This window comes from Nocardioides palaemonis (assembly GCF_018275325.1).
Taxonomy (GTDB): domain Bacteria; phylum Actinomycetota; class Actinomycetes; order Propionibacteriales; family Nocardioidaceae; genus Nocardioides; species Nocardioides palaemonis.
Map to the genome: position 1 here is coordinate 25492 of NZ_JAGVQR010000002.1, position 25129 is coordinate 50620.

Consider the following 25129-nt stretch of genomic DNA (forward strand, 5'->3'; position numbering starts at 1 on the left):
CCGGCCGGCGGCGTCCTCGTGCCCGCGGTCGCGGGGATGCTGGTCGTCGGCGGAGCGCTCGCCCTGGTGGCGGGCCTGCGCCGCGTACCTGACACCCGTGGCAGCCGCCGGCGTCGCGCCTCCCGAGTCGTGGTCCCCCGCCGCACCCGGGGTTTGGTCGGGCTCGGTCTGGTAGCGGGGGTGCTGGGCTGGCTAATCACCGGATGGGTTCTCGCGCTTGTCCTTGGCCCGCTGGCGGTGGTGGGGCTGCCGCTGCTGCTGACCCCGGCTGGGGCCAGTGAACGCATCGAACGACTTGAGGCGCTCGAGGAGTGGACCCGTTCCTTGGCGGGGGTGCTGACCGTCGGTGTCGGTCTCGAGCAGGCGCTCGTCGCGACACTGCGCTCGACACCCGCGCCGATCTCGGCTGAGGTCCACCGCCTCGTCGCCCGGCTGCGGGCACGGTGGGTCACCGAGGACGCGCTACGCGCGTTCGCGGACGAGCTCGACGACTCCACCGGCGACCTCGTGGTCGCGAACCTGCTCTTGGGGGCACGGCGTCGCGGCGCAGGTCTGGCGAGCGTCCTCAACGGTCTCGCCGAGTCGGTGTCGGCCGACGTGCGAGCCCGACGCCAGATCGAGGCCGACCGCGCCAAGCCCCGCGCCACCGCGCGATGGGTGACCCTCATCAGCGCGTCCGCCCTGCTGATCCTCGCGGTGTCCGGTGACTACGTCGAGCCCTACGGCACACCGGTAGGTCAGGTGGTCCTCACGCTCCTCCTCGCCGCATACGTCTCCACGTTGGTGTGGATGCGTCGCATGGCCCAAGGTCGCCCCCTCCCCCGCTTTCTCGACACCCAACAATCTCCCCAACTGGCGACCGGGCGAGCGAACATGCAGGTCACCCCGTGACCACCGGACTGCAGCTCGCGATCGCCGCAGGGGCGTTCCTCGGACTCGGGGCAGCGCTCGCTGTGGGTCGACTCATCCCGGCCCAGCCCCATCTGGGCGACGCACTGGACCGCCTCGCTCCCACTCGGGCGATGCCCCCGCTGATGCACGCGACGACCTCGAGCCGCCAGGAACGCCTCGGCGTGTGGGCGATGCGAGTAGTTCCGCCCGGAGTGTGGATCCAGACCCCGCACCGTGAGCTAGCCCTGCTCCAGATCCCAGTCGCCCGGTTCTACGGCGAGAAGCTCACCTTCGCCGCGCTCGGGCTCGTGCTCGTCCCGCTCCTTGGGGTCTTCTTCAACGTCATCGGGCTCGGGCTGCCTGTTGCGGTGCCGGCCATCGCCTCGCTCGGTCTCGCGGTGGTGATGTTCTTCCTGCCCAACTACAACGCCATCGACGACGCTCGGAAGGCGCGCGTCGAGTTCGAACGAGCCCTCGGCGCCTACATCGATCTCGTCGCCCTGGAACGCAACAGCGGATCCGGTGCCCGACAGGCGATGGAAGCCGCAGCCGGCGTTGGCAACTCCTGGGTCTTCGTCCGGCTCAGCGAGGAGCTGTCACGTTCACGGTGGTCAGGACTCCCGCCATGGGACGCCCTCCACGCGCTCGCCGACGAGCTCGGGCTGCCCGCGCTCGACGACCTCGCCGACATCATGCGGCTCTCCGGCGAGGAAGGTGCCGCCGTGTACGCCACCCTGCGGGCCCGCTCCAGTGCCATGCGCGCCGCGATGCTCACCGCCGAGCACGCCGAGGCCAACGCCGTCGGCGAACGCATGTCCATCCCCGGGTCCGTACTGGGCGTGGTGTTCATGGGCCTCCTGGTCGCGCCCTCACTGCTCCGGATGGTCGGCACCACCTAGAGACCAGGGACAGAGCCAGCAGGCGGACACCAGTCATCGAAGACAACCCAAACCGCAAGAAGCAGTCGAGAACGAAGGAGGAACAGCCCATGTGGATCCTGATCCAACTGATCACGGCACGCGCCGTCATCGAACGACGAGCCACGCCAGACGAGCGCGGCTCGGTCACCATCGAGCACGTGGTGTGGGCGGTCGCAGTGATCGCTATCGTCGGCATCGTCGTCGCAGCCATCCGGGCCTATGTCACCACGCAGGCCGACAACATCAACTAGGGCGTGTCTCTTAAGTCGCGAGCCAGATGGTGATGGCTCGTAGGACGACCGCTCCTCGGTAGACGGTTGCGAGCTTGTCGTAGCGGGTGGCGATCCCGCGCCATTGCTTGTGGTCGTTGAAGGACCGTTCGATGACGTTGCGTCCCTTGTAGGTCTTGGCGTCGAAGCCTGGAGGCCTGCCGCCCGCGGATCCGCGGTTCTTGCGGTGCCGGATCTGATCGGAGGGCTGCGGGATCACGGCTTTGATCCCGCGGGTGCGGAGCTCGGTCCGGATCGCGCGGGAGGAGTACGCCTTGTCGCCCAGCAGTGCATCGGGGCGGGTCCGGGGACGGCCTGGTCCGAGGCGCTTGATCGCGAGCTGTGCCAGCATCGGTTTCAGCATTGGCGAGTCGCCGGCTTGGCCGGGCGTCAGGTTGACCACGAGTGGTCGTCCGCGGCCGTCGACGAGTTGATGGATCTTCGTCGACAAGCCTCCGCGAGAACGGCCCAGGGCGTGATCGGGTGGTTCTTCCCGCGGATTCTTGTAGTTCGAATCAGCCCCCTGTGTCGTGCTTGGCGCGGCGGCCGGCGGGCTCCTCGACGCGGCGCAGGGTGGTGGCGTGCTGGTGGGCGCGGTTGATGGTGGAGTCCACGCTGACCATCCAGTCGATGTCGCCTGCGGCGTCTGCCTCGGCGAGGAGGCGGGCGTGGATCTTGTCCCATGTGCCGTCGGTGGAGAAGCGGTGGTGGCGCTTCCACACCGTTTGCCATGGCCCGAAGGATGACGGGAGATCGCGCCATGCGATGCCGGTGCGGAAGCGGTAGATCACGCCCTCGACGACCTGGCGGTGGTCGCGGAAGGGCCGGGACTTCACGCCGTCCGTCGACGGCATGAACGGCGCGATCCGCTCCCACTGAGCGTCGGTCAGGACCCGTTCGCGAGACATGACCGCATCAAAACAGCCCTACCAGCCCGGACTTGGGAGACACGCCCTAGGCGCAACGACCGCGGCTCGGCATCGGTCGAGCTCGTCATCTTGCTGCCCGCCCTGTTCGCGATCCTGTTCCTCGGGACACAGGCCGCGCTCTACCACCACGCCCGCACCGTCGCCATCGCCGCCGCACAAGAGGGCGCACGCGCAGCTGCCGCCGAACGCGGAACCGAACAAGCAGGCATCACCGCGGCAACCGGGTTCGTCGAGGACGCAGGCGGAGACGATGTCCTCACCCGCTCCACGGTGAGCGCCACCCGCACCCCGGTCCGCGCCACCGTCACCGTCCGCGGCACCGCCCTCAGCGTGATCCCGGGATGGCGACCCACCATCCGACAGACAGCCAGCTTGTCCGTCGAACGGCTCACCAGCCCATGAACCCTCTGACAAGAACGATCGCAGTCTGTGGCCGACGAACACGTGGCGACCGTGGGTCGGCGGCGATCGAGGCCGCCGTCGGCGTCCCGGCCTTCGCACTGTTCGTCAGCCTCATCATCCTCGGCGGACGCACCGCCACGGCCCACCAGGCCCTCGAGTCCGCCGCCGCCGACGCCGCACGGACAGCCTCGATCAGCCGCACCGCTGCCAGTGCCACCGAGTCCGCCCGAGCGGCCGCCGAAGCGAGCCTGGAGAACCAGGGCCTGCGCTGCACTGACGTCGATGTCAACGTCGACACGGCCGCGTTCAGCCGGTCCGTGGGAGTCGACACAACAGTGGGAGTGACCGTCACGTGCAAGTTCACGATCGCAGACCTGGGGATCCCCGGCGTGCCCGGTAGCCGGGTCCTGCGTGCCACCGTCACCAGCCCTCTGGACACGTGGCGGGAACGCACACCATGACCCGCCCCGCTGGAGGCCGTCAGGCGGACGAACGCGGCTCCATCACCATCTGGATGGCCACAGCCAGCCTCGCCATGACCATGCTCGTCGGCCTGGCAGTCGACCTCGGCGGCCAGGTCCACGCCCAGCAGCGCGCCCACGACCTCGCAGCGCAGGCAGCCCGCGCCGGAGGGCAAAGCCTCGCAGCCGCCCCGGCCGTCGAAGGCGACGCCGTGCGCCTCGACGCCGCAGCCGCCCGCAACGCCGCCACCCGCTACCTGGCCGCCGCCAACGTCGACGGCACCGTCACCGTGACCGGCGGCACCACCCTCACCGTCACAGTCACCGACGCCTACCGACCGAAGTTCCTCAGCATCGTCGGCATCAACGACCTGACGGTCACCGCAGACGCGTCCGCACGACTCACCCGCAGCCTCGGAGGCACCGAACGATGATCACGCTCCGCACCCGACTCGCCGGCCTCGCAGCATGCACCTGCGTCGCGATCATCGTCCTCGGCGTCCCCGTCCTGCTGACGGCCATCCACGCGACCCCGACCCTCGGAGACGTCGCCTGGGAGCGGCTCACCGAACCGGATGACGGAACCCTCGCGATGGTCATCATCAGCGCTGTCGCCTGGATCGCCTGGGCGGTCATGACCGTGTCGATCTTCCTCGAGGTCACGGCACGCTTCCGGCGCCTCCCCACGATCCACCTCCCCGGCCTCGCCATGCCGCAACGAGCCGCCAGCCAACTAGTCGCGGCGGCCGCGATGCTCTTCATCGCCACACCAGCCGTCCTTCCGACCCCAATGGTTCCGGCCGCTCGCGCAGAGCCCACGAACGCGACTTCCCGAGCGGCGGAAACCACGAGCGCGACCCAATCCCCCGCCCAGTCCACCATCCAGTCCCCCGCCCAGGTTGGAGCCCCAGCGACCGCACACAGTGCACCTCGGACCAAGACAGTGCCCTACACGGTCCAGCGCGGCGACAGCCTGTGGCAGATCGCCGAACGACACCTCGGCGACGGGGCCCGGTTCAGGGAGATCGTCGACCTCAACCACGACCTACTGAACGGACACCCCGACTTCATCACCGCCGGACTGCAGCTACAGCTGCCCGACGTCCAACACACAGACACAGCCACAGCCGACGCCTCCGAGAACTCATCAGCAGGCACCACCGCAGCTGACACCTACGTCGTGCAGCGCGGCGACACGCTCTCCGGCATCGCAGGCGAGGAACTCGGCGACGCCCACGCTTACCCCGCGCTCTACGACGCCAACCGCGGCACCCAGCAGGCCGACGGGAGCGCACTCGAGGACCCCGACCTCATCCTGCCCGGCTGGAGGCTCAGGATCCCCCGACCCGCAAGTGGCACGCCTGGCTCCTCCGACACGACCGGATCGTCCGACTCTCCCGACGCGGCTTCCCAAGCTCTGGGTGACAACCGCACCGACGGTCCGGCCCGACCGCACGACCTGCCCCCTCATGGCCTCGACGACGGGCTCGACGACGGGCTCGAGAACGGGCTCGACCAAGAGCCCATCGCGGATCCGTATTCCGAGGCTTCGGCTGGCCAGGAAGCGACGAACGCCGATCCGAAAGAAGACGCCACCACCGACACGACGACCGACAACGGCGATACGGAACTACCGGCATGGGTCATGCCGGGGTTCACGGGCGCCGGCGCAGCGCTCGCAGGCTCGCTGCTGATCGCGATCCGTCAGCGGCGCCGCACACAGCTCCGCTATCGCACGCCCGGCCACTTGGTTCGCCCGACACCTGACGCGCTCACGCACGTCGAGAAGAGCGCCCATGCCGCCGGCTCGCTCACCGCGCCCCGCATCGCCGAGCTGGACCGAGCACTCCGCGCCCTCAACACCATCCAGCCCACCCCTCGGGTGGCACAGGTCGCGCTCACGCACGAGCGCATCAGCTTGTCGCTCGCCGAGCCCGCCACCCTCCCTGTGCCATGGCACGGACACGGAATCACCTGGGTGCAGGCCCTCTCGCCGCAGCGACCCGCCACCCCTGGCAACCAACCGCGAGACAACCTGCAAGATGACCCGCAGGGCGAAGGAGACGACCGTGAGTCCGCCTCAAGGGTCGCGCCGTACCCGCTCCTGGTCAGCGTGGGTCAGGGCGACGATGGGTCACTCGTGCTGGTCAACCTCGAGGAACTCCGCGCGGTCACTCTCACGGGCGCCCCCGAGCGACAGCTCTCCCTGGCGCGTCACCTCGCAGCCGAACTGGCCGTGAACCCGTGGTCCGCGCTCGTCGACATCGAGACCGTCGGCATCGGCGCCGAGCTCGAGGCGATCGACCAGGTGCGGCTACGCCAGCGTCGCGCCGGCGACGCGATCGCCCTCACCCAACTCGCGTCAGTGCTGGCGGAGGAGGACGCCGACGTTGCGCCCGACCAGTTCCGCTGCGTCATCGCACAAGTCGACGCCGCCAGTACAGAAGTGATCGCCGAGCTCGCGGACACCGTCGTGCAGTACCCCGCCCGCCCCGCGGCTGCGGTCGTCGCGATCCAAGCGAAGGCCCTCGAAGCCAGCACCGAGATGCACCTGACCTCAGACGGGCGACTACATATCACCTCCCTCGACCTCGACCTACGCGCCTCAGGGCTCACCGCCGACGAAGCACAGGCGTGCGCCGACCTGATCCAGGTCATCACGGACACCCGCGACGACGCCCTCGCACCTTTCCCGCCCCTCGACGAGACCTCGAACGCCGCCGGCGAGCTCGCACCCGAGCTCACTCACCCGCGCCCCGCCGCCGACCAGGCCGGGGATGCCTCGGTCCTTCCCGAGACCACCCAGTCGTACCAGTTGGCGACTGCAACGCGCGCCGAGGACATTCGGCGGCTCGCGCCCAGCGTGACACCGGGAGCCGCCGCACAGATCGACGCCGCAGATCCGGACCTGGACGACGACCTGGCCACCTGGGAGTCCCCCGTCCCCGTCGCGCCCAAGCTCACCCTCCTCGGACCGGTGAAGGCTCGCACCCCCGGCGACCCCAAGAAGGGCGCCAACCGACGAGCGTTCTACGTCGAGCTCCTCGCCTACCTGACCCTCCACCCGCGTGGAGTCACTGCCGAATTCGTCGCGGACGCCTTCGGGCTGCGCGTCGAACGCGCACGCATCGACCTGTCGACCCTGCGGTCCTGGCTCGGCACCAACCCACAGACCGCGGAGCCGTACCTCCCCAACGCCCGGCAGACCCACACCCCCGGCGTCGCCGCCACCTACCGCGTCGACGGGGTGCTGAGCGACCTCGACCTATTCCGCCGCCTCCGCCGCCGCGGACAGAGCCGGGGCGCCACCGGCATCGACGACCTCGTCACCGCGCTCGGGCTCGTCTCGGGGGAACCGTTCACCGAGCTCCGCGACACCGGATGGACGTGGCTCCTCGACGGCGACCGCATCGACCATGTCATGACCGCAGCCATCGTCGACACCGCCCACCTCGTCACCGCCCACGCACTCTCGAACGACGACCTCGACCTCGCCGCGTTCTCCGCGAAGACGGCCTACACAGCCGCCCCGTACGACGAGATCGCCCGCCTCGACCTCATCGCCGTCGACCACGCCCTCGGAAACCACGACGACGCCGACGACGCACTCCGCAATGAGGTCGTGAACCGCAGCGACGACGACCTCGGCCCCGTCGACCTCCCCCCACGCACGGCCGAGATCATCCACCAACGCGGATGGCAGCCGACCCGCACCCGCTCCGCAGGCTGACCACCGGCGAGACCTCCAAAATCGCCTCCTCGACTTGGGGAAACCTCCTGACCTGCACAAACGCGGTTCAATACCAGCCTTCCCCCTCCAGTCGGGCAGCCTTCCCCCGCAACGGACCCCCGGATCCGGTAAACCTGCCGGTGCAACGTCAGCCACATGGACGCACCACCCACTCCGGACTCCACCCATCCGGACTCCACCCAACGGTCTGACCGCGCGGCGCTCTCCGAACTGCCGCCGCTCCCGGACCTCGCCACCTGGGCAGTCGACGTGATGCGCACGGTGGCCAGCGCCGGCAGCCTCCGTGAGTCGGCCATGCGCTACGCCGAGGTCGGCATCCCGGTGTTCCCCTGCGTACCCGGAGCGAAGCACCCGATCACCAAGCGCGGGTTCCGCGACGCCACCACCTCCACACGCGCCGTCGACGAGTGGTGGCGCCGCTACCCCCGGGCCAACATCGGGGTCCCAACGGGGGTCACGTCCGGGCTCTCGGTCGTCGACGTCGACGTCCACTCCGGCGCATCCGGATACCCGGCCTTCGACAACGCACGCCGTGACGGCCTGGCCCTCACCTGGAGCTGGCTGGTCCGCACCCCGTCCGGTGGACTACACGCCTACTTCCCCGCCACGCCACTACCGCAACCGTGCTGGCAGTCCCCGGGCGCGCACGTCGACTTCCGCGGCGACGGCGGCTACATCGTCGCGCCGCCATCCGTCGTCGAGGTCAACGGCTCACCCACGGCATACACCGTCATCGCGACCGCGAACCACACCCCGGCACCTCTCGACGCCACCCAACTCAGGACCCACCTCGACCCCTCGTGGGACCACCGCGACCTACCCCCGCGGTCACAGGCCGCCAGACCGTTCGGGACCGCGGCGGATCCCGCGGCACGACCGGAGCGCCTGGCCGCATGGGTCGCCGCGCTCCCCGAGGGCGGACGCAACGGCGGCCTGTTCTGGGCCGCATGCCGGCTGGCTGAGGAGGGCTATCGGTTCGAGACCGCCCTCGAGTCCGTCGGCGCCGGCGCACGCGACGCCGGTCTTGCTGACCGAGAGATCCGGATCACCGTCGCGTCGGCCTACCGGACCGCCGCCCGCGCCACCTCTACGAACCCCGCCAGCACTGCCACTGCTGCCAGTCCGCGCGTTCCGGGCGGACCTGCGGGTCGCTTCACCACCCCACATCAACGGAGAGGAATCGCGCTATGACCACCACCCAAACGACCAGCCTGACGTCGGCGTTCGAGACTGCAGAGGGGCTCCGACAGGCACTCGAGCGCCTCCACATGCTCGACGCCGCCGGCGAACCGGCGTGGCGCGACGACCCCGAGGCCGAGCAGCTCATGGTCTTCGCCATCCACAAGTACCGGTCTCTGGCCCGTACCCACCGCTGCGAACCCGACGACGCCGCCTACGCCGCGTTCGAGGCGATGCGCACCCGCGCCGTCCGCACCGCCGACGACCCGTGGGCCGTCGTCACCCGCGCCGTCCAGGTCAGCCTCATCGCGGAGGAACGAGCCACCGCGCTGCTGTGCTCCAACTCCCAAGCCCGACGACAGGTGATGCGCGGCCATCACGACGCGCGCCGCTTCTGCGAGTACGAGAACGACGTCCTCGAGTACCACCCGGCACTTCGCGTTCCCGCTCCCGAAGCCGCCACGCCCCAAGCCTCCAGTGCCTCGGGCAGCTACGGGGATTCCGGCCCGATGGACCCGTCGGACCCGGCAAGCCAGCACCGTCGCGACCGGCCCACCACTCCGTTCGAGGCGACGGACATGGTGATCGCGCTCTTCACCTGCCTCGGATGGCCGGCCAGCACCATCACCTGCGCCGTGGACTACATCGCCTCCCGGCTCTCGGAGTCGAAGACCCGCGCCGCCGCCCACTCCATCCTGCGCCGCGACGAAGCCGGGCGAGCAGCCCTCGACCTGGACCGTCGCGCCTGGGCGACCGTCCTCAGGCTCGTGCTCGGCAGCCCGGACCCCACCCAGCAGCACACACGCGCCGGTCACGGGCTCCTCACCCTGTTCCTGTGCGGCTATACAGCGGCTGAGTTCCTCGCCGACGACGCACTCGTGCTCGAGATCAGCCAGACCGCCCCCGCCCCGGTGAGGCGAGCCAGTGCCTGACACGACCACCACCTCCAGGCCCCACTCGACCGGTCACGTCGAGCTCGAGCGCACCCTCGACTCGATCGTTGTCGGGGTGCGTCACCGCAAGGACCTCGGCGACATCGACGCCCTCGCCCAGTCGATCCAGGAGGTCGGCCTGCTCCAGCCCATCACGATCACACCCGCAGGTGTGCTCGTGTGCGGTCTCCGGCGACTCGAGGCTCAGCGACGGCTCGGCAGGTCCACGACGAGGGTCTACGTGCGGTCCGGGATCTCCGACGAGCTCTCTCACCTCCTCGCCCAGCAGGACGAGAACCAGCAGCGCAAGCCGCTCACCCAGCTCGAGGCTGCGCACATGTACAACGAGGTCAAGCGCCTGATGGCCGAGGAGGCCGCCGGGCGACAGGCCGCGTCCCGGTTCGGGAACCCCACCCGCGAGGGCGGACCTGCCGGTGCCGAGGGCCCCACGGCACCGCGAGGGACCGGCGACGCGAGAGCCCAGGCGTCCCGCCTCATCACCGGCACGCAGTCATTCGCGCGGCTCGAGCAGATCAACAAGCTCGAACAGGTCGAGCGTGACAGCAGCAAGCCTGCCTCAGTGCGCGAGCTCGCCGCGACCATGCTCGAGCAGATCGAGGCCGGATCACCGGTCGAGCCGGCGTACAAGCGCGTCATGGCTGCTCTCGAACTGGCGAGCGCTCCCGCCCCCTCGAACGGGCTGGCCGCAGGCAGTGGGCCGCGCAACGACTCGGACGATGGATCAGACGAGCTGGGTCGCCTCGCCGCCGAAGCGCTGGCGCGAGTGCGCCAGAGCGACGCCCGCAAGGGACTTCGTGGACTGAAGACCAAGACCGTCTCCCCACACCACCGCAGCCTCCGCTCCTTCATCCTGACCTGGACCGAGCTCGAGGGCTGGTCGGACCTGTATGACGTCGACGCCCTCGCCCGGTCGCTGACTACCGACGAGTGGGAACGTTTCGAACGCGTGGCCGCCGAGACGAGCTCGTTCGCCGACCGGCTCCGCGCTGCTCGCCTCGCCACGGCCTCAGCCTGACCCGAGCTTGCCGGGGTCTGACCTGGCTCGCGTACCTGAGCGTCATCCCGCCCGACCGCGCTTGGAGACGACATGAACGCACCCACCCCACGACAGCTCGCACTCGTCCTCGCCGGCGTCCTCACCACAGCGATGATCGCGGCCGGGATCTACGGCCTCGCCTCAGGCGCGTCCGGGGAGCGGGACCGGAGCGAGGACCCGTTCAAGTCGCAGGATGTTGTAGGCCCGTCCGTCGAGGGGGCAACTATGGACGCCGCCCTGTCGGTGCCTGCTCTCCCACGGACTTCCGATCCGGTGATGTACGCGCGGGCGGTCGCCGAGGCGCTGTTCGCGTGGGACACAACCTCCGGGCTGCTCCCGACCGACTACACCGCCCCGGTGCTCGCCGACGCCGACCCGTCAGGTGAGGAGGTCGCCGGGCTGCTGGCCGACGTCCCCACCTTCGTCCCCACCACCGATCAGTGGCTGGCCTTGGCTGACATGGAAGTGGCGCAGACGCTGACGATCTCCAGCGCCGCCGTGCCCGCGTCATGGACCCAGTCGCTCGAGCAGTCACGCGGGCGGCTCCGCCCGGGAACCAGCGCCGTCACCATCACCGGGGTCCGGTCACGCACCGGCGTCTGGGACCGCGAGCCGGTCCAGACGATGTCTGAGGTCTCCTTCACCGTCTTCGTCGCATGCCCTCCCGCGTTCGCGCGGTGCCGCATCCTGCGGCTGTCGCAGCTCGACAACCCGCTGCTCTGACCCGGGAACCTGACCCAGCTCATGGGCTTCAAGGTCCTTGCCACGACGGCCGCGGCCGTGATCCTGGCACCCGGCGTTGCTCTGGTCGGAGTAGCCACGGTTGTGAGTCCTGCAACCGCGTGCCAAAGCCAGGCCGACGAGCAGACCGCCGTCGATGCGAGCGCGTCTCAGGTCACCCTCGCGCAGGCCAACATCAAGGGCAGCCTGCCTGCCGCGGCGCACACCGCCGACCTAGCGACCGTCGTGGCCCCACGGCCCGACTTCGTCACCCTCAACGAGACCTACTTCCGCACTGACGCGCAGCTTCGCCCCGACGGCTACTCCTCCTACCGTGCCGACGCTCCGTTCGACGCCCGCGAGACCCCGGTCCTCTGGCGCACCGACGCGTGGCAACTACTCGACTCCGGTACCGAGCTCATGCACGACCGAGCGGTCAAGTGGGGCACGCGCTACGCGAACTGGGTGACGCTGACGTCCACCCAGGGCGAGACAACTGTCTCGCTCGTTTCGGTGCACGCCTCGCCTGGCGGGCCGGGCCGCGACGGTCTCCTGCGTGAGTACGTCACCCGCCTCGACGCGTTGATCGCCTCGCTCAGGGCCACAGGCCCGGTGCTGGTCGGCGGTGACCTGAACACGCCCTACCCGACGTCGGGATTTCTTCGCGACTGGCTGGACGGATCCGGAGCGACGTCGACGTTCGACGCGCTGGGCGAGCCCACTGGTGGATGGGCGACCGGCGACGGCGGCGGGACCATCGACTACATCCTGACCGCGGGCCACGTGCAGCCGATCAGCCAAGCCACCGCCGACCTCGCGCACTCCGACCACCGGCTCCTGACCGCGACCCTCAAGTTCTCGGACGCAGATCCTGGCTCAGGTTCGACGAACTGTCCCACGCCGCCCAGCGAGCAACCCACTGATCTCCCCGACGGCTTCGCAGGGGCGTTGATAGCAGCGACCGCTTCCCAGCTCGGCCTCCCCTACGTGTGGGGCGGAGGAAACTTCGACGGCCCCACCGGTGGCGGGTTCGACTGCTCCGGGCTCGTCCTGTTCGCCGCCTACCAGGCCTCCGGCGGGCAGATCCGACTCCCGCACTACTCCGGCGACCAGATCCGCGCCGGACAGGCAATCGCGTGGGAGCAGAAGCAGCCCGGCGACCTGATCTTCTTCACCTACCCAGAAGCCACCGTGCCCCACCACGTCGCCGTCTTCGTCGGAGGCGACCAGCTCCTCCACGCGCCCCACACTGGCGACGTCGTCCGGTACGGCACCATCGGGGAGTTTGCCGGCCAACGGATGACCATCCGACGACTCCTGTGACACGAGCCCTGGACTCGATCAGAACGCCGTCTCACGACCCCGGGTAGCCGCCAACAATTACACTCCACACGTTCAACCGCTTCAAGGGATTGCGGCCGCTAGCGCACGCGCTTGGACTCGCAGACACCGACGAAAACCAACAAGCGATCCGCGTACTCGAGCTCGCGCCGCGCGGCCGGGCCTTCGCCGCGGGCCGAGACGCAGGCGTAGCCGGTCAAGGTCATGCGAGAACGGTGACGAGGTGCCTCCGGCGAGAAACACAGTTTGGGTGGGCGTTTCGGTTGGTGTCGCCGGGCGTGTCGCGGCTTACGTCTGCGACGTTGACCAGAAACGACCGTTTCTGGGCCACGTCGACTAAGTCGCCTCGTACGGGTTGGTGATCACGAGGCTCGACATCACGTCTCCGCATTGAGCGGGTACCGAGTCGCTCAATCCTTTGGATGCGCGGACAGGAACAGCAAGAGCGCGATTCCGGCGACTGCACTCGCGATCGCAGCCACGGCTGGCCCGGTTCTTCCTGCGATCAGAGCGAACACCCCCGCCGCGGCGCAGAGGAGAATGACGGCCAAGGCGATCGCCCGCAACACCCCGGACTGCTCAGTCATTGGCACAACTGTCGGCGAGTGCCACCCCAGCGCCTGCAGCCCCGAACCCCGCGCCAGCGAATCCCACCGCGGCTCCGACACCAGCTAGTGTGGTGAGGCCAGAGGAAGCTGCCGAGATGCCTGCGCCGAGGAACGAGAGTCCCGCGCCCACAAAAGCCAGGCCCGCGCCCACGCAGGCGGCTGAGGCATTGCCGGTGGGGTCGATGTTGTTGATGGGGTCGCCGCCGGCGTAGGCGTAGCGGTTGCCGTTGGTGGGGTCGAGGGGTGCGTCGAGGGTGTCTTGCTGGGTCCAGGTGCCGGTGGTGGTGTCGTAGTAGCGGGCGGCGTAGTGGACCCAGCCGGTGGTGCGGTCCTTCACTCCGGTGCCGCCGAAGGTGTAGGGATTCTGGGTGATGGCGGACCCGCCGGGGTTGTTGGTGACGGTGGGCACGCCATAGGGGTCGTAGTTGACCCCGAAGGTGTTCTGGCCGTTGATGTTGATCGCGGCGATGGGTGCACCTGGTGCGCCGTCGTAGATGTACATGTTCTGGTTGCCGGTGTCGGTGCGGAGCATGAGCGGGGTGCCGGTGACGGGGTCGGAGATCACGGCGGCGGTCTTGGTGGCGGAGTTGCCGGTGCGCGTGACCTGCTCGACGACGGGCACGCCGGTGGGTGCGGTGCGGCCGTAGGTGTAGGCGTAGTCGCCGTCGGGGGTGGTCTGCGCGATCAGCTCGGTGCTGTCGGTCCCGGCATGGGTGTAGGTGTACGTGACCCCGCCCTGGCTCAGCGTCTTGGTCTGGTCGGCTGGCGTGTACGCGATCGACGACGACGCACTGAAAAGCGTCGCCTCCGAACGGCGCACGAGTGCCGTCGACACACCTGACGAGCACTGGGCTTCGATGATCCGATATTGGTTCATTGACTGCGGATGCGCGCGAGGCCAACGACCGCCGCAAGCGCGAGACAACCGAAGAGGACTGCACCAGCGATCCCGAAAGGCTGGCCGCCGTTCACATCAGCGACAGCGACGAGAACACAAACGACGAGACCTAACAGACAAAAGACCAGAAAACTGGTGAACATCTTCCGGAGATCACTGACGGGGCGTTCAGAAGGTGCATTCAAGGGTCGCTCTTTTCCTGGAGGGTTGTATCCAACCGCGGACGAATCAACTGCCGGTGACCACGTCGAGGAGGGCGGATCCGGCCGTGCGACCAATACCGATGCCTGCTAGGCACGCCGCCGCGCCAGTTGCTACCCCGCCAATGGTCCCACCGACGGGACCTCCGCCGATGACGCCGCCGAGCGCGATCCCGTTAGTGATTTGGCCGCTGGCGCCCGCGAGCCCCACGCCCGCTGAACATGCCCCTGCGTCGCCGTAGAAGTCCTTCAGGCTGTATTGGCCGGTCGGGTCAGTGTTGTTGATGGGGTCTCCGCCTGCGTAGGCGTAACGGTTGGCGTTCTTCGGGTCGAGGGGGGCGTCGAGGGTGTCTTGTTGGGTCCAGGTGCCGGTGACGGGGCTGTAGTAGCGGGCGGCGTAGTGGACCCAGCCGGTGGTGCGGTCCTTCACTCCGGTGCCGGCGAAGGTGTAGGGGTTCTGGGTGATGGCGGATCCGCCGGGGTTGTTGGTGATGGTGGGCACGCCGTAGGGGTCGTAGTTGTAGCCGAAGGTGTTCTGGCCGTTGATGTTGATCGCGGCGATGGGTGCTCCGGGTGCGCCGTCGTAGATGTACATGTTCTGGTTGCCGGTGTCGGTGCGGAGCATGAGCGGGGTGCCGGTGACGGGGTCGGAGATCACGGCGGCGGTCTTGGTGGCGGTGTTGCCGGTGCGGGTGACCTGCTCGACGACGGGCACGCCGGTGGGTGCGGTGCGGCCGTAGGTGTAGGCGTAGTCGCCGTCGGGGGTGGTCTGCGAGATGAGCTCGGTGCTGTCGGTCCCGGCGTGGGTGTAGGTGTACGTGGTGCCGCCCTGGACGAGGGTCTTGGTCTGGTCGGCCGGGGTGTAGGCGATCGATGAGGATCCGGAGGAGGGGTCGTTGGTGAGGTTGCCGGCGCCGTCGTAGGTGTAGCCGGTGGTGGTGATCTGGTTGGCGGCGTTGAAGGTCAGGGTCTGGGTGGTGCCGTTGACGGTGCCGGAGGTGCGGTTGGACTTGGCGTCGTAGCCGTAGGCGAACGACCCCCCACCCGACCCGCCCGACCCGCCGGCGACGGCGGCGTTGGTGAGCCTGCCGGAGGTGTCGTAGGTGTAGGTGGTGGTCTGGCCGGTGAGGTTGTCCTTCTTCCACACCAGCTTGTCGCGGTCGTTGGCGGTGGAGGTGGTGCAGGCTGCGCCGGGGGTGCCGCCGGGGTTGGTGGTCGGTGCGGTGCCGGCGGCGTAGCAGTAGGAGATGTCGATGATGTTCGCGCTCGTGGGGCCGGTGTCGGCGGTGACGCGGGTGACGCGGCCGGAGCCGTCGTAGGTGGTCAGGGTGCGCCCGGCCCAGGTGGTCAGCGCGGCGTCGGCCTGGAGGTAGGCGCCGGTGCGTCGGCCCTGGTTGTCGACGGTGAAGCGCAGCTTCCCGGTGCCGGTGGTGGTGGGGTACTCCACCGCGGTGGGGACGCCGGCGGCGTCGTACTCGTACGCGACGGTGCCGCCGCCGGTGGAGGTGGAGGTGGCCAGGCGGGAGGCCTTGTCGTAGGTGTAGGTGACCGCTCCCCCACCGGCGGTGTTCTCCCGGCTGGTGAGGCGCCCGAGCTGGTCGTAGGCGTAGGTCGTGGTGCCGGAGGCGTCGGTGCGGCTGTTGTTGCGTCCCGCGCTGTCGTAGCCGTAGGACACGGTGAGGGTCCCGGCGCCGGCGTACGCGACGCCGGTGACCTGGTCGTTGAGGTTGTAGGTGTAGGTGGTGGTCACGCCGCGGCCGTTGGTCGCGGTCTTGAGCCTGCCGTACACGTCGTAGGTGTAGGCGCGGGCGCCGAGGCTGGACCCGGTGACCGGGGTCATCGAGGTGGGCTGCTTGAGCGTGTAGCCGTAGCTGGTGGCGTTGGTGCCGTTGCCCGGCGAGGTCGCGCTCGCCACGGTCCCGTCGGTGTTGTAGGTCACCTGGGCCTGCGCGGACGCGGCGTTGGTGGAGGTGAGCTGGTTCCCGGCACCGTTGTAGGTGTAGGTCGAGGTGTTCCCGGCGTCGTCGGTGCTGCCGGTGGGGTTGTACTGCGCCGGCCCGGAGGTGGTGGCGTAGGTCAGGGACTGCGAGGACCCGGTCGGTGAGGTCGTGCTGGTCAGCGACTCACCGCCGTTGGCGGTGTAGCCGTTGGTGGTCGTCGATGACCCCGCACCCGTGCCACGCGTGGAGGTCGCGGTGTCGAACATCGCGGTGTAGGTCTTCGAGCGCTGCCGCCCGGCCGCGTCGACCGCGGTGGTGACGCGCTGGGTGGTGTCGAGGGTGTAGGTGGTGTGCGGGACCACGCTCACGGCCTGGGCCTGGTTGGTGGTGGGGTCCGCGACCAGCGTCTGCGTGCTCGAGGGGTAGGCGAGGCGGGTGATCGAGTCACCGGGACCGCCGGTGGAGTTCTCGATCTGGGTGATCGAGGTGACCCGCCTGGAGGAGTCGTAGGTGAACGACGTGGTCACCGCACCCGGGGCGTCGATCTCCTTGAGCAGCCCGGTGCTGGTGTAGGTGAAGTCAGTGCTCCGGCCCCGTGCATCGGTGAACCGGGTCGCGTCTGAGGCGGGGCGGGCGAAGGACACGCTGCGCGGCGACGACGCGCCCTGGGTGATGGTCGTCGTGCCCGCCGTGGTGCCGCTGGTCGCGGTGGCCACACTCGCCGCCTTGGCCGACCCGCTCCCGGCGGGAGTGGTGATGGTGACGTTCTTGTACGTGGCACTCCCGGACTGGGTGATGGTGGTGACGTTGGAGTTGCGGTCGGTGATCGAGACCAGCGCGCCGGAGGTGTTGAACCGCAGCGCGTCCTGGGAGTTGTGCTCGGTGAGCGTCCACCCCGAGGCGTCCTTGACCAGGCTGGACTTGAACCCGCCCGGCGAGGTGTACGTCGTGGTCGACCCGGACACGAGGTCGAACACCCCGGTCAGGCCGCCGGAGGCGTAGTAGGTGACCGAGTTGTCGGCGTTCACGACTAGCCGGACGTCGGGGGTGTAGTCCAGACCCCACCCGCGCCCGAGCCGCGGCACGGGCGTGGCGGAGGCGGCCGCGGAGTTGTAGAACGCGCCGACCTGGACCTGACGGTTCACGTCCGGCAACGCCAGCCCCTTCACGGTGACCAGCAGGTTCCCCGACCCGACGTCGACCTGGGCCTGCACGGAGTCACCGGCGGTGAACGACAGCCGGGTCGCACCCGGCCGCTGTCCCGCCCCCGACAGCGCCCCGATCGACGGACCCGCTGAGGCCGGTGAAGCAACGATGCCCAACATGGCTGCGACCGTCGCGGTGGAGACCAGGGCAGCACACAACGAACGCTTGACGCGCATAACGCCTCCCCCGAAGCCAGCCCAGCAAGGCTCTCCCGTGAGAGCGGACCGGTGCCCCGACTCTCGACCCGCCCTGCTGCTCTGACAAGGGTGACCTGACGGTGGTCTAGCCGCGGGTTCACCCTCGGGGGTGCACCCTGACCTGCACCGTTGACATCGGCTGCGGCAACTCCTAGGTGCCCCGGCTTAGGGGTGGATCGCCTGCCTTGAACCCATCACGAAGCGTCAGGAGCAGATTCGGCGACCCCAGGCCCGCCAACTAGCCATGACCGGTTGGCAGCCCGTTTGTGGAAGCCCGAGCTGCGTAGCAGCAACGGTGATGAGCGTCCGGGCGAACCTTTCGGGAACGTCAATCGCATCTGGTTGGTGGCTATTAGGTCGCTCACTCTTGTCGTTCTTCGGCACCCTGACCTGCCGCCTTGGGGCCGGACGCAGCCGCGCCTCACCGGCTCAGTGTCCACAGCTCTCCACGTGGCCTGCAGGCCAAAGCTCGTGCGGCACCAGAGCGAACGATTAACCACTCCTGACTAGGCAGCGTGGCGCATAACAGGGCGGCACACCGAAATTTGGCGCCACTTCGACGGGGCCCGAGGACAGTCCTGACGGCGCATCCCTCGCCGGAGGCATTGTCCGTCAAACGAACTTCTTGATGCTTGACGGCCGCTTGCCGGACGTCAACTATGTGTCCACCAACTGAACCGAACGGGGTGTGTATGAGGATTCGTCTTGCTGCCGGAGCAGCAACCGTCGTCGTGGTGAGTGGACTACTGGCGACACTCTCTCAAACGGCTGTCGCAGGTACGGACACTCGGGCTGCCGACGAAACGCTGCCGGACATCAGCCGCGGGCTGTTCGGAATCGACGACCAACCTCTTGCCTACGTCGAAACCGACGGCCTCGCCGCGACGACCAGGGGTCGTATGAACGTGCGGGCCGCGGGGCGACAGGCAGCTAGGACAGTTGACGCAAACGTCGCCGAGGTGGCCAGCGCCCTCCAGAGCCAGTACCCGGGCGAATGGACCACCTTCGGTCACGCGCCGGCGGGACAGTCTTACGACTACGCTTCGTCTTTACCGACCAGCCCTCTGCTGCTGTCGTCGCACAGATCGACCAGCTCCCGGTGGAGGTCCGTGTGCGGTGGGGAGCCCCATTGAGCACCGAGGCGCTCCAGACGGCGCAGTTGGCTGTGCTATCCCAAGCGCGGGACCTGTTCCCGGGGCACACCCCCACTGTCGAGCTGGGACTCAGCCCCATGAACACCGTGCTCGGCGTCTTCATCGGTGGTGACGTACCTTCGCCAGCCCCCCTGACGGCGGCCGAAGTCTCTCAATCGCTGAAGGAGGTGGTGGATGCTGCGGTCGGCGACAACGATCTGTCCGTCGTTGCGAAGTACGACCCGAACGTGCAGCCGGCCATCGAGCATGTCGTCCTCTCGGGAGGAAGGAACATCACCGGCTGCACGGCTGGCTTCGGCGCCTACCGCCCCAGCACTGGTCGGTACGGAGTCATCTCGGCTTGGCACTGTCCGGAACCGTCCGAGTACTCCAACGGCACCTCCTCCCCGATCGGGTTTGGTGCCTACATCAACGGCGCAGCAGGGCAGGACATCAAGTTCTTCTCGATCCCCTCGCCACACACCGCCAACTCCAAGTTTCGCGTCAACAGCTCAGGCACTGACTTCACTGTGTCCTCGGTCGCGAACCCGGGATCTGCCACGAGCATCTCGATGTATGGCCGCAACGGGGGCCGAGGAAATGGATCCGTGACAATGACCAACGTCTGCTACACGGGAGTGAACGAGACCACCGGCGCCGTGCACGACTATTGCGGCGGCTTCAAGACGAATGTGGTCACCGTCGCCGGCGACAGCGGTGGCCCGTGCTTCGACGCTGGTGCCGCCCGGGGCGTCATCTCTGTGGGCAACTCGACGGCGACCTGGTGCGCCAACATCCAGGGCGCTCCCTCGAGCGTGAACATCCTGCAGAACTAGCAAACCCGGTAAATTCCGCCGATCCTACGTATGTGCCTGCGGACCAAGAGAGCATCAGGCGCTGTACCGGCTTGAGTCGGTACAGCGCCTGATGTGCCAGGGCTTCCAACAGACAGGGACGGGGCCGGCAAACTCACTCCGTAATCGTCAGCCGGGCACATGCCTTGTCGGGGGCATTGGCCGTGCACAACAGGTAGTCCCCAGGCGCGACGGATTCGGGAATCACCACTCCATCGGGTCCAGCGCCGGTGATCAATACCTGGGGCCACCCCCGGTCCTCACTGTCAGCAGCAGGCCACCATGTGGGGCTGTACTTATCGGGCTGTCCCCAATCAGAAACCAAAAAGTACGCTAGCTCCCAAGCACCGTTACTGCTGGCCGAGAGCGAGAATGCGACACCACGCTGATTGTCTGTCGGGAAACGCATCTCGAGAGTGTCGCCCGGACCCGCCGAACGGACGCTGAGTGTCATGGTTCCGAGCAAGTCAGACGACACCGGCGTCGACGTCTTGGACTCAGCGGTACCTACCCATTGGGCGACGGGCGAGATTGCCGCTGCTACAGCCAGGACAGCAGCCGCCGAACCCAGTGTGATGTAGCGGCGTCGAACGATCCGCATGCGCCTCCCCGCTGAGACCGCCGCGCCGGGGTCCATCGCGAATGGCGGCTCGGATGAGCGAACGCGGTCGACGATGACGTTGGCCAGATCGTGATCGTTCATGTGATGTCCTCGGTCGGTGCGACGAGCAGGTGTGCTCGCAAAGTGGTGGTGGCGCGGGCGGTATGACTTTTCACCGTGCCCTCTGCGATGCCGAGCAGGCGGGCGGTTTCGGCAACGGATACATCCTCGACGAACCGCAGGGCCAACACGGCTCGCTGCTGCGCTGGGAGCATCGCGAGAACGCCATCGATGTCGAAACTCGACTCGTCGCTCTGCCCCGCAGGTTCGGGAAGCCGTTCTACGGGCGTCTCGGGCCGGTGGCGTCTCAGGTGACTCAGACTCTCGTTGACGACAGCTCGTCGGGCGTATGCGCGGCGGGCCTCAGGAGCCACCCGGGACCAATGCGCGTAGACCTTTGCCATGACTTGTTGGGTGAGATCTTCGGCGGTCTGCCAGTCGTGGACGATGAGGTATGCACTCCGTCGCAGGGTCGGACCGGTCGTCGCGAAGAAGTCGCGAAAGTCCGACTCGTCGTCAATCATCTGCTGCCCAAGCCTTCCTCACTGTGTGAAGTCCTGACGTTACGACGCCCGACCACCTCGCGCGGGTTCGCACGCCAGAGAAAAATCCTTCAAGCCCACCGCAAGTCAGTCGCAATTGGCCGCCGAACTGAGACGGCAGCTTCGAGTTCGCGTCGCCTCGCGGGCCGGGCCCGGGAGGCAGCGCAAGCATGGTGGGATTGGCGTGGGCCTAGGCGTGCGTCGGCGCCGAACTGCTCGCGCTGACTGCGTGCCAGCCCGCCCGCAGCTAGGGCGTGTCTCCCAAGTCCGGGCTGGTAGGGCTGTTTTGATGCGGTCATGTCTCGCGAACGGGTCCTGACCGACGCTCAGTGGGAGCGGATCGCGCCGTTCATGCCGTCGACGGACGGCGTGAAGTCCCGGCCCTTCCGCGACCACCGCCAGGTCGTCGAGGGCGTGATCTACCGCTTCCGCACCGGCATCGCATGGCGCGATCTCCCGTCATCCTTCGGGCCATGGCAAACGGTGTGGAAGCGCCACCACCGCTTCTCCACCGACGGCACATGGGACAAGATCCACGCCCGCCTCCTCGCCGAGGCAGACGCCGCAGGCGACATCGACTGGATGGTCAGCGTGGACTCCACCATCAACCGCGCCCACCAGCACGCCACCACCCTGCGCCGCGTCGAGGAGCCCGCCGGCCGCCGCGCCAAGCACGACACAGGGGGCTGATTCGAACTACAAGAATCCGCGGGAAGAACCACCCGATCACGCCCTGGGCCGTTCTCGCGGAGGCTTGTCGACGAAGATCCATCAACTCGTCGACGGCCGCGGACGACCACTCGTGGTCAACCTGACGCCCGGCCAAGCCGGCGACTCGCCAATGCTGAAACCGATGCTGGCACAGCTCGCGATCAAGCGCCTCGGACCAGGCCGTCCCCGGACCCGCCCCGATGCACTGCTGGGCGACAAGGCGTACTCCTCCCGCGCGATCCGGACCGAGCTCCGCACCCGCGGGATCAAAGCCGTGATCCCGCAGCCCTCCGATCAGATCCGGCACCGCAAGAACCGCGGATCCGCGGGCGGCAGGCCTCCAGGCTTCGACGCCAAGACCTACAAGGGACGCAACGTCATCGAACGGTCCTTCAACGACCACAAGCAATGGCGCGGGATCGCCACCCGCTACGACAAGCTCGCAACCGTCTACCGAGGAGCGGTCGTCCTACGAGCCATCACCATCTGGCTCGCGACTTAAGAGACACGCCCTAAACGCTGCCGTTATGAACTGGTCCCGCATCGCTTCGTGCGACGCGCACTGGCGTACCTCGGGTGTATGACTGCTCCCACTTCAGCTCGTGCTACCCATCCCGACTTCCAGGCCGTCGGGGGTTCTGACCAGCTGGGCTCGATCGTCGGAGCGCTACTTACCTATGGCCTCATCTGCGGCGTGCTGGTGACTGTGATCTCCGCGGCAACCTGGGCGGTCGCATCGAGTGCAGGTCACTGGCAGACAGCCCAGAAGGCAAAAGCGGGACTCGCTGTCGCGATTGTTGGGGCCACCCTGACGGGAAGCGCGCTCGGGTTGACGAACTGGCTGCTGGACGTGGGCGCCCACCTTTAGGACGACCGTGTCCCGACGTCCTTGGAGCAGCCTCATGCACCTCCCCGCCTCGGCCTTGCCGCTGGACATCTCGATCAGCCCGAACTCCAACGGCCTTCCCGGCATCGAGGAGCTGCGCAAGATCGTGGGCGCGTCGATGACGGTCGGCTTGATCCTCGCCGTCCTCGCTCTCATCGTCGCCGCGATCGTGTGGGCGCTCGGGTCGAACTCGTCGAACCCGCATCTGGCCGGCCGCGGCAAGCTGGGCGTGCTTGTCGCGCTCGGCGCTGCCATCGCCTGCGGGGCGTCGGTGACGCTCGTGAACTTCTTCTGGAATGTCGGCCAGAGGGTCTGAGGGGCTAGCGATGGGAGTGTGCGACGTCCCCGTCATCCGCAACGTGTGCAACGTCGCCGGCGACGCGGCCGGCACCATCGTCACCGCCCCGTTCGACTGGCTCGCCGAGAGCATCGGCAACGCAGCGGAGTGGATGTTCACCTCAGTGTGGGCCGTCATCGACTCCACCACGTACGTGGACGTGTCCAGCGGCGAGTACGCGGACGTCTACAACATCATGTTCGGCATCGCGATCTTCATGATGCTCGCGTTCTTCCTCCTTCAGGTGATGGGCGGCATGGTTCGCCGCGAGCCGGCCGCGCTCTCGCGTGCCGTCGTGGGCTTGGCGAAGTCGGTTCTCGGGTCTTTCGTGGTGCTCACCCTGCTCGCCACAGCCCTGCAGGTCACGGACCTCCTCTGCGTCGGGATCGTTCGCGCTGCAGGCACGAACATGGACGAGATGGGCGGAAGGATCGCAGTCCTCGCGAGCGGGCTCGCCGCCATCCAGGTCGCGGCGCCAGGAGCAGGATCGATCCTCACGATCTTCCTCGCCAGCCTTGCCATCATGGGCGCCCTCATCGTGTGGTTCAGCCTGCTGATCCGCAAGGCCCTACTGCTCATCGCGATCGTGTTCGCACCGATCGCCCTTGCGGGCGCGAGCTGGGACCACACCCGCTCCTGGGTCTCGCGGTGGGCGTCCTTCGTGATCGCGATGATCCTGTCCAAGGTCGTGCTCGTGGTGATCTTCCTGCTCGCGACCGCGGAGGTCTCTGCGCCGATTGAGGCCGACTTGGAGTCGGTGAGCCAGCCCATCGCGGGCGTGGTGCTGATGCTGCTCGCGGGCTTCGCGCCCTACATCACCTATAAGGCGATCGCGTTCATGGGCTTCGACATGTACCACGCGATGTCGGCCGAGCAGGAGGCCAAGTCGGCGCTGAGCCGCCCGGCACGCGTGCCGGCCATGCCGTCGCTCGGGCGTGCGGGTGCCGGCCCGGCGTCGATCCTCACCGGCGGTGGCGGTAGTGGTGGCGGTACTGGTGGCGGGGGTGCGCAGGGCGGTCTGGGAGGTCAGAGCGTCGCTCCCTCGGCGGTTGGCGGCCCCGGCGGATCGTCTGGTGGATCGCCTAGTGCGGCTGCGGTCGGGTCGGTGGGTGGGGTGGCCGGGAGCGGCTCGGCCGAAGCTGCTGGCGCCGGGACCGGAGGTGGCGCAGCCGGCGGTGGCGCGGCCGGCGGTACCGCCGTGCTGGCGAAGGAGACGGCCACCGCCGGTCCGCGTCTCGGTGGGTACGTCGCAGCGGCCGCGGCACGAGCGGCCTCGGCCGGTGAAGGGTCGTCGCCATCGGCACCGCCGCACGTCGCGGACACGACCCTGGCGGACGATCCGGACGGACGGTCCCGCAAGTGAGCGTCCCCGTTCCTCGCGCGTCCGAGTCGGCGCTGACTCCGGTCAAGTTCTCACGCTTGGCGCGGCGCGGAGTCCTGTTGGGGCTCTCCGCGATGCAGCTGGCACTGGTCGGGACTGCGGCGGGGTGCCTGCTGGTGGGGTTGTATCTCGGAGCGGTCGTTCTCGCGGTGCCACCGATCGTGGTCTGCTTGGTGGGCGCGTTCGTCCCGGTCGGGGGCCGGGCGCTTGTGGAGTGGGCGCCGATCGGTGTGGTGTGGGTGTGGCGCTCGGCCGGCGACCAGCTGGTCTATCGCTGCCGGATCCTGAAGCCGCGCCCGGCCGGCACTCTGGCGCTGCCGGGCGACGCAGCCCGGCTGCGTCAGTGGGTCGACCCCGAGACCGGGGCGGTCATGGTCCACGACCCGCACGCCGCGACCCTCACCGCGATCGTGGCCGTCACCCACCCGGCGTTCGTGCTACTCGACCCCGCCGAGCAGGAACGTCGAGTCGTCACCTGGGGACGCGTGCTGGCGACCGCGTGCCGCTCGGGGAGGCTCGCGTCCCTGCAGGTGATGGAGAGGACCCTCCCCGACTCCGGGAAGGGTCTGGCGGACTGGTGGGACCGCAACGGCGACCGCACCGGCGACCGCGGTAGCTCTTGGGCCTCACACACATACGCCGACCTGGTCGACCGCGCCGGCCCAGCCGGGGAGCGGCACGCCAGCACCATCTCGATCTCCGTTGACCTCAAGTCGTCCGCAA

The 25129-nt window shown here is 68.5% G+C and carries 23 protein-coding genes and 2 pseudogenes; 18 read left to right on the forward strand and 7 right to left on the reverse strand.

The window, feature by feature from the left end:
- Positions 1-36: 36 nt before the first annotated feature.
- From KDN32_RS12180 to KDN32_RS12190, 3 genes are all read left to right on the forward strand, one after another.
- A complete protein-coding gene (locus tag KDN32_RS12180; protein WP_211732546.1) occupies positions 37-891 on the forward strand; it encodes a type II secretion system F family protein in 855 nt (284 codons plus the stop codon).
- Positions 888-1790: a type II secretion system F family protein gene (locus KDN32_RS12185; RefSeq protein WP_211732547.1), complete on the forward strand. Its 903-nt coding sequence runs from the start codon at positions 888-890 to the stop codon at positions 1788-1790. The genes KDN32_RS12180 and KDN32_RS12185 overlap by 4 nt, the downstream gene beginning before the upstream one ends.
- Positions 1791-1879: 89 nt before the next feature.
- Entirely contained in the window at positions 1880-2062 is a 183-nt protein-coding gene (locus KDN32_RS12190; RefSeq protein ID WP_211732548.1) for a hypothetical protein, read from the forward strand.
- A 10-nt stretch (positions 2063-2072) separates the two neighbouring features.
- Here the strand turns inward: KDN32_RS12190 and KDN32_RS12195 are convergent.
- A pseudogene (locus tag KDN32_RS12195) lies at positions 2073-2988 on the reverse strand (IS5 family transposase).
- A 6-nt stretch (positions 2989-2994) separates the two neighbouring features.
- On the opposite strand from KDN32_RS12195, the gene KDN32_RS12200 reads away from it, so the two are divergent.
- The 9 genes from KDN32_RS12200 to KDN32_RS22450 all read left to right on the forward strand — a co-directional run bounded on the left by KDN32_RS12200 (position 2995) and on the right by KDN32_RS22450 (position 12834).
- Positions 2995-3411 carry a TadE family protein gene (locus KDN32_RS12200; RefSeq protein WP_211732564.1) on the forward strand — a complete coding sequence of 139 codons (417 nt, stop codon included), beginning with the start codon at positions 2995-2997 and terminating at the stop codon, positions 3409-3411.
- On the forward strand, positions 3408-3872 hold the full coding sequence (locus KDN32_RS12205) for a TadE/TadG family type IV pilus assembly protein (RefSeq protein ID WP_211732549.1): 465 nt from the start codon (positions 3408-3410) through the stop codon (positions 3870-3872). The genes KDN32_RS12200 and KDN32_RS12205 overlap by 4 nt, the downstream gene beginning before the upstream one ends.
- Positions 3869-4306, forward strand: a complete 438-nt coding sequence (locus KDN32_RS12210; protein ID WP_211732550.1) for a TadE/TadG family type IV pilus assembly protein — start codon at positions 3869-3871, stop codon at positions 4304-4306. The genes KDN32_RS12205 and KDN32_RS12210 overlap by 4 nt, the downstream gene beginning before the upstream one ends.
- The gene (locus KDN32_RS12215) at positions 4303-7602 is read left to right on the forward strand and encodes a LysM peptidoglycan-binding domain-containing protein (RefSeq protein ID WP_211732551.1); all 3300 of its coding nucleotides are present in this window, start codon (positions 4303-4305) and stop codon (positions 7600-7602) included. Before KDN32_RS12210 ends, KDN32_RS12215 begins: the two co-directional genes overlap by 4 nt.
- Positions 7603-7758: 156 nt before the next feature.
- Positions 7759-8814 (forward strand): bifunctional DNA primase/polymerase, encoded by a 1056-nt coding sequence (locus KDN32_RS12220; protein WP_211732552.1) that lies wholly within the window; start codon positions 7759-7761, stop codon positions 8812-8814.
- A complete protein-coding gene (locus tag KDN32_RS12225; RefSeq protein WP_211732553.1) occupies positions 8811-9734 on the forward strand; it encodes a serine/arginine repetitive matrix protein 2 in 924 nt (307 codons plus the stop codon). The genes KDN32_RS12220 and KDN32_RS12225 overlap by 4 nt, the downstream gene beginning before the upstream one ends.
- Positions 9727-10770 carry a ParB N-terminal domain-containing protein gene (locus KDN32_RS12230; RefSeq protein WP_211732554.1) on the forward strand — a complete coding sequence of 348 codons (1044 nt, stop codon included), beginning with the start codon at positions 9727-9729 and terminating at the stop codon, positions 10768-10770. The genes KDN32_RS12225 and KDN32_RS12230 overlap by 8 nt, the downstream gene beginning before the upstream one ends.
- 72 nt (positions 10771-10842) lie before the next feature.
- Positions 10843-11514, forward strand: coding sequence for a hypothetical protein (locus KDN32_RS12235; protein ID WP_211732555.1), 672 nt, complete (start codon positions 10843-10845; stop codon positions 11512-11514).
- Between the two features lie 102 nt (positions 11515-11616).
- Positions 11617-12834: an NlpC/P60 family protein gene (locus tag KDN32_RS22450; RefSeq protein ID WP_307854034.1), complete on the forward strand. Its 1218-nt coding sequence runs from the start codon at positions 11617-11619 to the stop codon at positions 12832-12834.
- Positions 12835-12932: 98 nt separating this feature from the next.
- On the opposite strand, the gene KDN32_RS22900 is transcribed toward KDN32_RS22450, so the two are convergent.
- From KDN32_RS22900 to KDN32_RS22905, 4 genes are all read right to left on the reverse strand, one after another.
- Positions 12933-13058: a hypothetical protein gene (locus KDN32_RS22900; protein WP_283093530.1), complete on the reverse strand. Its 126-nt coding sequence runs from the start codon at positions 13056-13058 to the stop codon at positions 12933-12935.
- 204 nt (positions 13059-13262) lie between these two features.
- Positions 13263-13439, reverse strand: coding sequence for a hypothetical protein (locus tag KDN32_RS12245; protein ID WP_211732556.1), 177 nt, complete (start codon positions 13437-13439; stop codon positions 13263-13265).
- Positions 13432-14337, reverse strand: coding sequence for an RHS repeat-associated core domain-containing protein (locus tag KDN32_RS12250; RefSeq protein ID WP_211732557.1), 906 nt, complete (start codon positions 14335-14337; stop codon positions 13432-13434). The genes KDN32_RS12245 and KDN32_RS12250 overlap by 8 nt, the downstream gene beginning before the upstream one ends.
- Before the next feature lie 249 nt (positions 14338-14586).
- Positions 14587-17823, reverse strand: coding sequence for an RHS repeat domain-containing protein (locus KDN32_RS22905; RefSeq protein ID WP_211732558.1), 3237 nt, complete (start codon positions 17821-17823; stop codon positions 14587-14589).
- Between the two features lie 1309 nt (positions 17824-19132).
- On the opposite strand from KDN32_RS22905, the gene KDN32_RS12260 reads away from it, so the two are divergent.
- A complete protein-coding gene (locus KDN32_RS12260; RefSeq protein WP_211732559.1) occupies positions 19133-19870 on the forward strand; it encodes a chymotrypsin family serine protease in 738 nt (245 codons plus the stop codon).
- Between the two features lie 133 nt (positions 19871-20003).
- Here KDN32_RS12260 and KDN32_RS12265 read toward each other — a convergent pair whose 3' ends face one another.
- Both KDN32_RS12265 and KDN32_RS12270 read right to left on the reverse strand, forming a co-directional pair.
- The gene (locus tag KDN32_RS12265) at positions 20004-20591 is read right to left on the reverse strand and encodes a hypothetical protein (protein WP_211732560.1); all 588 of its coding nucleotides are present in this window, start codon (positions 20589-20591) and stop codon (positions 20004-20006) included.
- The gene (locus tag KDN32_RS12270; protein WP_211732561.1) at positions 20588-21073 is read right to left on the reverse strand and encodes an RNA polymerase sigma factor; all 486 of its coding nucleotides are present in this window, start codon (positions 21071-21073) and stop codon (positions 20588-20590) included. The genes KDN32_RS12265 and KDN32_RS12270 overlap by 4 nt, the downstream gene beginning before the upstream one ends.
- Positions 21074-21388: 315 nt before the next feature.
- Between KDN32_RS12270 and KDN32_RS12275 the strand changes: the two are divergent.
- The 5 genes and pseudogenes from KDN32_RS12275 to KDN32_RS12290 all read left to right on the forward strand — a co-directional run.
- Positions 21389-22304 (forward strand): annotated as a pseudogene (locus KDN32_RS12275) (IS5 family transposase).
- A gap of 78 nt (positions 22305-22382) precedes the next feature.
- Positions 22383-22670: a DUF6112 family protein gene (locus KDN32_RS22465; protein WP_249217035.1), complete on the forward strand. Its 288-nt coding sequence runs from the start codon at positions 22383-22385 to the stop codon at positions 22668-22670.
- 34 nt (positions 22671-22704) lie between these two features.
- A complete protein-coding gene (locus KDN32_RS12280; protein ID WP_211732562.1) occupies positions 22705-23004 on the forward strand; it encodes a DUF6112 family protein in 300 nt (99 codons plus the stop codon).
- Between the two features lie 10 nt (positions 23005-23014).
- Positions 23015-24388, forward strand: coding sequence for a TrbL/VirB6 family protein (locus KDN32_RS12285; RefSeq protein WP_211732563.1), 1374 nt, complete (start codon positions 23015-23017; stop codon positions 24386-24388).
- Between the two features lie 92 nt (positions 24389-24480).
- Positions 24481-25129: SCO6880 family protein (locus tag KDN32_RS12290; protein WP_372446528.1), on the forward strand; the 649-nt coding region annotated here is incomplete at its 3' end.